Below are 6,279 nucleotides of genomic sequence, written 5' to 3'. Positions count from 1 at the left end.
CCCCCCGTCGACATTTCTGGACGCCTACTTGATCGCCTTCACGCCTTCGGTCATTTCCTTCAGCCCGTCATCGACGGAGGTGCTGTCGGTCATGATCGCGTCATGCGCACGGTTGAGCACGACCTCTATCTTGGCCGCGTTCGGGTTGACCGCCATCTCCAGGTAGGTTTTCGACGGCTTCAGCGCCTCCTTGCTGGCCGCATCCTCAGGAAAGCCGGGTGTTGCCGCGATCTGGGCGCTAACGTCATCCGTCTTGAGCGCGGGGAAGGTGCCCGTCGACGCGATGACTGCTGCGCCCTCAGGACCGGTGACGAACTTGATGAAATCGAGCGCGGCATCCTTGTGAACGGAATTGGCGTTGACCGCCAGGCCCGAGATCTGCGCAGCGGTCGTGCCGGTTGCCACACCGTCGGGATGCGGGAACTTGACGATGCCCCAGTTCTTGCTCTTCGATTCACCCGATTTCACCTTGGTGATCTGGGTGCCGACGAACCAGGTTCCCATCGGCAGCATGCCGATCGTGCCGTTGAAGAAGAGCGCCGAATAATGTGTGTTCGACGTCTTCAGGAAAGCATAGGAGGGAATCGCGCCATCCTTCTGCAGGGTCAGCGCCCGCTCGTACCAGGGCTTCAGGAAGCCGTAATCGCCGTCAACAAGCGTGTGTTTTCCGTCGAGGATGGCGGGCAGCTGAACGGTCGACCGCCAGGTATGCAGAAGCGCGCCGTAGGTCTTGTTGGTGCCCATGCCGCCCGAAAGCTTCTCGGCGGTTTCGTCGAACTGCGCCCAGGTCATATCATTGGTGGGGTAGGCGACGCCTGCCTTGTCGAATATATCCTTGTTGTAATAGACGACCCAGAAGTCGGACCGGAACGGCAGGGAGTAGACCTTGCCGTCGATGGTCAGCTCCTCGATCAGGCCGCCATAGGGAGCCGGGTCGATTTTCTGATCTTTCACGAAGCCGCTGAGATCGGCGATGTTGCCGGCGCGCACCAGATTGGTGTAGCCCGGCACATCCTTGATGGTGACGATGTCGATGTCCTTGGAGCCGCCGGTCAGCTGCGTCGAGATCATCTGCTGGTAGTCCTGCGAGCCGAGATCCATCGGCTCGAACTTCACGTTGGGATGCTTGGCCTGATAGGCCTCGATCAGCGGTTTGTAATAGGCGGTCTTGTCCCAATCCCACAAAGCCCATTTGAGCGTCACGGCGTCCTGGGCAAACGCTGCCCCGGCCGTCATCGCCGCCAAGGTGAAACCTGCCACGGCAAGTTTCACCGACCCCCCGAATTTATCCAAATACATTCCCGTTCTCCTTCCCTGGATCATCTCTGGATCAGTTATTTTATGAAGCGTCTCGTCTATGCGGTTCGCGGTGCGGCTGTGTTGCGTTTGGCAGGTCTAGAACCGTCACCGCCGCCCGATGGACGCCGAACGCGACGGCGAACATTCCGAGTGAAAAATTGAAGGTTGCCGGCATGAACACCGAAACCGGATAGAAGAGGATGTGCGCCAGCCAAAGGCTGGCGGCAAAGGCGAGCGCGGCAAGCGCCGGGAGCGGACGGATGACGGAGGCGAGCGCGGCGAGGCGCAGCAGCCTAAGAGCCGGCAGATCGCGCATCACCATGAGAACGATGAGATGGCAGGCGAGGACCGCGACATAGGCGGTGGCGACGAGGGCGACCGTCAGCGGTGCGCTGAGCAACAGATTGTCGCGTGCGCCTGCGGCATAGGTGGCGATCGCATAGAGGCCGATTGCGAGCGCGCCGCCCAACGCCGGGCCCCAGGCGGTGGCGCGCCAGAAGTAGCGCAGAAAAGCTTCCGTGAAGTCCCTGAGAAGATAGGTGTTGCGATCTTCCACCAAGGCTACCGAGACCCGGGCCATGGCGGCGAGCGCTGCCGGCAGGGTCACGACGAAGAGGGCGGCCAGGATGAAGAGGATGTTCAGCTTGACCATCTCCCACCACTCGCGGACGAGGATCTCGGCGAACAAGGCAAGGCCGGTCCTCTTCGGCGCATCCTTCGGAATGCCCGGTCCCTCCCTCGTCCACATGTCCCGCAACCACTGCATAGCCATCTCCCGCAGGCGCCTCAGTATAGAATCGAGCGTTCCGTTTCCTTGTCGAACAGCTGCGCATTGGTCATATCGGCGACCAGGCTCGCCTCCTCGCCAATATCGGGCCGGTAGCGCGGCGAGACCCGGGCGATCAGATTGCGCCCGCCCGCCACCATGTTCAGGTGCACTTCCGAGCCCATGGGCTCGGCAAGTTCGACGATCGCCTTGAGCGGCGCCAGGTTCTCCGGTGCGATGTCGGCCGGCGGCAGCTCGTGGAAATTCTCCGGACGGATGCCAAGCACCAGTTCGCGGCCCTCGTAGGGGGCGATCCTGCTCTTGTCAAAATGGGCAGGCAGCGGCAGTTCCCGGCCGTCGAAGACGGCGACGTAGCCATCGCCCCGTCGCAGAATGGTCGAGGGCAGCATGTTCATCTGCGGCGCGCCAATAAAGCCGGCGACGAACATGTTGACGGGGCGGTCATAGAGGTTCTGCGGTGTGTCGACCTGCTGGATATGCCCGTCCTTCATGACGACGATCCGGTCCGCCATCGTCATGGCCTCGACTTGGTCGTGAGTGACGTAGATGAAGGTGGCGTTGAGGCGCTTGTGCAGCTTGGTGATTTCCGAGCGCATTGTGCCGCGCAGCTTGGCATCGAGATTGGAAAGCGGCTCGTCGAGAAGGAAGACGGCCGGATTGCGCACCATGGCGCGGCCGAGCGCGACGCGCTGGCGCTGCCCGCCCGAAAGCGCCTTCGGCTTGCGGTTCAGGAGATGAGAGATGTCGAGTATCCTGGCGGCATCCTGCACCTGCGTATCGATGAAGTCGCGCGATACCTTCCTGAGCTGCAGGCCGAAAGCCATGTTCTTGTAGACGGTCATATGCGGATAGAGCGCATAGTTCTGGAAGACCATGGCGATATCCCGATCCTTGGAGGGAACGTCGTTCATGACGTCGCCGCCGATCCTGAGCTCTCCGCCCGATATTTCCTCGAGGCCGGCGATCATCCGCAGCGTCGTCGATTTGCCGCAGCCCGACGGGCCGACCAGAATGATGAATTCCTTGTCGGCGATCTCGAGGTCGATGTCGTGGACGACGGTGAGCGCACCGTAGCTTTTGTTCAGCTCTTTAAGCGAAATGCTGGCCATCGGGTTCTCCTGAATTCACCAATAGGAAGACCAGCTGCGCGAAAGGCGCGTCAAAGCTTCCATGTAATAATAATCTCCCCAGGAGACGCATTCATCGACACCCTCGCCGCGGCAGGTGTTGAACGGCGATTTCTTCGAATAGGTGGCGTGCAGCACCAGGCCGTTGGAGATCGTGGGGTCCTTGACCGCATAATGATCCGCAAGGCTCTTCATCATGCGCCGCGCCAGCATGCGATAGCGTGCTGCCGGTTCCGGCTCGGCGAGATCGGCCATTTCCAGAAGGCCGCAGGCGGTGATCGACGCCGACGAGCTGTCGCGCGGCTCGCCGACGCCGTCCGAAAAGACGAGATCCCAATAAGGCACCATGTCGGCAGGCAGCCGGTTGAGATAGAAGGCGAGCAGCCGGTCGAAGGTCTGGCGATATTCCTCGATCCGCTCATAGCGATAGGAGAGCGCCATTCCCGAGATTGCCCAGGCCTGTCCGCGCGCCCAGGCGCTGTCGTCTTTGTAACCCTGCTTGGTGGCGCCGCGCACCGGCGCTCCGGTGATCGGGTCCATATAGAAGGTGTGATAGGTGGAATCGTCCGGCCGAACCGAGTTGGCGAGTGTGGTGCGGGCGTGAATGAGCGCGATCTCGCGGTATTTCGGATCGCCGGTTTCGCGGCTCGCCCAGTAGAGAAGCGGCAGGTTCAGCAGGCAGTCGATGATGTAGCGGTATTCCTCCGCCTTGCCCTTGCGCCCCCAGGCCTGGATGAACTGGCCGATGGGCTGGAAACGCTCGATCAACTGGTCGGCGGCCAGGATGGCGGCCCTGCGGCCATCCTTGTCTCCAACGAGCTTCCAGGCGGCGATGCAGGAGGGCGAATAGAGAAAGCCCATGTCGTGATGGTCCGTCTCGATGCGGTTCACGATCCGATGCAGGAACGACTGGACCTGGACCTGGGCGGCATCCCGGAAAACCGCCTCGCCGCTGTGCTCGAAAGCGAGCCACAGCTCTCCGGGCCAGAAACCCGCGGTCCATTGGTCGTTCGCCACGGCGGGATAGAAATTACCGACGCTCGAATGGTTCTGCGAGGCATGGGTGAACTCGGGGAGGTTGCGCCTGATCTGCCCGACGGCAAGATCGAGCGCGGCTTTGACCTCCTGGTCGGTGATCGGCTGTGGGGCGACGGACGAGACGGCGTTCATGGATTTAACCCTTCAGTCCCGTCGAGGCGATGCCTTCGACGAAGAAGCGCTGGAGAGAGAGGAAGACGACGAGAACCGGAATGAGGGCGACGACGGAGGCTGCCATGATAAGCCCGTATTCGGCCGAATATTGCGAGATGAACATGCGCAGGCCGATCTGGACGGTCTTCAGCTCTGTTTTGGTCAGGTAGATCATCGGCCCGAGAAAATCGTTCCAGGTGGTGACGAAGGTGAAGATCGTCAGCGTCGAGAGCGCGGGCTTGGACAGCGGCAGCATGATGCGCGCCCAGATCTGGTACTCGTTCATGCCGTCGATGCGGGCCGCCTCGCAGAGCTCGGTCGGGATCGACATGTAGAACTGCCGCATCAGGAAGACGCCGAAAGCGGTGAAGGCCTGCAGGCAGATCAGCGCCAGATGGGTGTTGTTGAGGCCGAATTCGCGCATCAGCAGGAATTGCGGCACCATATAGACCTGCCAGGGCATGGCGATGGTGGCGATGTAGCCGAGGAACAGGGTGTTCTTGTAGGGGAAATTCAGCTTGGCGAAGGCGTAGGCGGCAAAGCTGGAGGTCAGAAGCTGCAGCAGCGTAACGATGATCGTCAGCTTCGACGTGTTGTAGATGAAGAGCGCAAGCGGGATCTTCGTCCAGATATCGACGTAGTTGTGCCATTGCGGCTCGGACGGTATCCACTCGATCGGGAAGGCGAAGACGTCGCGGCTGAGCTTCAGGGATGCCGAAAGCATCCAGGCGAAGGGCATCAGCATGATGAGCGTGACGGCGATGACGATGGCGTAGATCGCGACCGATCTGACGGTCACCTTGCGTCCTGCGACCCTCATTCACCGTCCTCCCTCTGGCGCCGGAACTGGAAGACGGTGACGGCGAGCACGAGGAAAAACAGCACCAGGGCGACCATGCTCGAATAGCCGAGATCCCAGGAAATGAAGGCCTCGTTGTAGATGTGATAGACGAGGACGAGCGTCGAGGTGCCGGGCCCGCCCTGGGTGATCATGTAGATCTGGTCGAACACCTTGAAGGACTGGATCGTCAGCATGACGGTCACGAAGAAGGTCGTCGGTCCGAGCTGCGGCACGGTGACATGGATGAACTTCTGCCAGGAATTGGCGCCATCGAGATCGGCGGCCTCATAGAGCTCCGAATTGATGCCCTGCAGGCCGGCCAGATAGATGACCATGTAATAGCCCATGTTCTTCCAGATGCCGAAGAGGATCACCGTCACCATCGCCCAGTGGCGATCGGCCGCCCATCGCGGCATGTTCTTGGGGTCGAGGCCGAGCGTGTAGAGGATCATGTTCACCGGTCCCATCTCGGGATTGAAGATCATGTTCCAGACGACCGCGACGGCCACCAGCGAGGCGACATAGGGGAAGAACATCGCCGTGCGGAAGAAGTCGCGCCCCGCGATCTTCTGGTTGAGGAGAACGGCGAGGCCGAGCGCGCAGATGAGCGTCGCCGGCACGGAGGCGACAGTATAGATCACCGTGTTCCAGAACGCCGCGATGAAGGCCTTGTCGTCGAAGAGCCGCCAGAAATTATCCAGCCCGGCGAAGGTGATCGCATTCGAGCCGTCCCAATGCATGAAGGCGAGCACGAAGGCGAACAGGATCGGGCCGAGCGTGAAGACGGCAAAGCCGATGAAATTCGGGGCAATGAAGGAATAGGCGACGAGCGCGCTGCGTATCTTGCGCTGCCGCTTGGACAAGACCGCGACTTTTCGGCTTGGGATTGCTGGAGCGCCATCCGTCGCGATGACCGAATTCGATAGGGACACCGATGCCTCCTCTTCCTCTGCAACCACATAGCACATATCCGGTATTGGTCAAACAAGTTCTGAACAGGTCATACGAATTTTATGGAAAGCGCAAAATACATA

6 protein-coding genes are annotated in these 6,279 nt (G+C 60.7%); all 6 read right to left on the bottom strand.

Features of this window, described 5'->3' with window-relative positions; genetic code table 11:
• Positions 1-24: 24 nt before the first annotated feature.
• From HX899_RS07705 to HX899_RS07680, 6 genes are read right to left on the bottom strand one after another with little or no spacing between them, the layout of a single operon-like run.
• Entirely contained in the window at positions 25-1,299 is a 1,275-nt protein-coding gene (locus tag HX899_RS07705) for a sugar ABC transporter substrate-binding protein (RefSeq protein WP_181292073.1), read from the bottom strand.
• Between the two features lie 40 nt (positions 1,300-1,339).
• Positions 1,340-2,065 carry a YesL family protein gene (locus HX899_RS07700; RefSeq protein WP_181292071.1) on the bottom strand — a complete coding sequence of 242 codons (726 nt, stop codon included), beginning with the start codon at positions 2,063-2,065 and terminating at the stop codon, positions 1,340-1,342.
• A 20-nt stretch (positions 2,066-2,085) separates the two neighbouring features.
• Positions 2,086-3,195 carry an ABC transporter ATP-binding protein gene (locus tag HX899_RS07695; protein ID WP_181292069.1) on the bottom strand — a complete coding sequence of 370 codons (1,110 nt, stop codon included), beginning with the start codon at positions 3,193-3,195 and terminating at the stop codon, positions 2,086-2,088.
• Positions 3,196-3,210: 15 nt separating this feature from the next.
• Positions 3,211-4,383 (bottom strand): glycoside hydrolase family 88 protein, encoded by a 1,173-nt coding sequence (locus tag HX899_RS07690; protein ID WP_181292067.1) that lies wholly within the window; start codon positions 4,381-4,383, stop codon positions 3,211-3,213.
• A gap of 4 nt (positions 4,384-4,387) precedes the next feature.
• On the bottom strand, positions 4,388-5,224 hold the full coding sequence (locus tag HX899_RS07685; protein ID WP_138332606.1) for a carbohydrate ABC transporter permease: 837 nt from the start codon (positions 5,222-5,224) through the stop codon (positions 4,388-4,390).
• Positions 5,221-6,177, bottom strand: a complete 957-nt coding sequence (locus HX899_RS07680) for a carbohydrate ABC transporter permease (protein ID WP_181292065.1) — start codon at positions 6,175-6,177, stop codon at positions 5,221-5,223. The genes HX899_RS07685 and HX899_RS07680 overlap by 4 nt, the downstream gene beginning before the upstream one ends.
• Positions 6,178-6,279 lie beyond the last annotated feature (102 nt).

The organism is Rhizobium sp. WYCCWR 11146 (genome assembly GCF_013591995.1).
Taxonomy (GTDB): Bacteria; Pseudomonadota; Alphaproteobacteria; order Rhizobiales; family Rhizobiaceae; genus Rhizobium; species Rhizobium indicum.
This window is presented reverse-complemented; position numbering and strand designations above follow the sequence as displayed.